This window comes from Tamlana crocina, assembly GCF_012037625.1.
Genome location: NZ_JAAVJS010000277.1, coordinates 1 through 433, shown reverse-complemented (window position 1 = coordinate 433; position 433 = coordinate 1). Strand labels below are relative to the sequence as shown.

1 pseudogene is annotated in these 433 nt (G+C 41.8%); it reads left to right on the top strand.

Annotated features, from left to right (window positions below):
• Positions 1-423 (top strand): annotated as a pseudogene (locus HC176_RS16700) (hypothetical protein); the annotation flags it as partial.
• Between the last annotated feature and the right edge of the window lie 10 nt (positions 424-433).

Sequence of the window (433 nt, the reverse complement as noted above, 5' to 3'; positions counted from 1 at the left end):
GATGGGAGAGAAAAAGTAGAACTTACTTCTCCAATTGAGGCTATTGAGTATAACATGATAGGAGTGCAGGGCAATTTCTTTGCCAGCTATAAACTTTTAGACCACTATTTGAGTGTGGAAGCAGGACCTGTACTGCAGGTAAACGGAAAACTCGATGCGCGGCAGGACAAGGAATTGTGGTTTGTAGGTAATACCAATGTCAACGCCATAGACATTGAAAAAATATCTACTTTTAATGTGAATCTGGCCCTGGGTTTAAGCGGCGGAATGGAAACAGTAAAGTTCTGGGCCCAATACCAATATGGGCTTAATAACATGCTCAAAGGACTAGAGGATGAAGGTTTGGAGGAAAAAGATGCGGGTATGTCTAATTTGAAAGGCCACATGAGTATGATCGCTGCAGGAATTACAATGTTCCTGTAATCGAATCCAA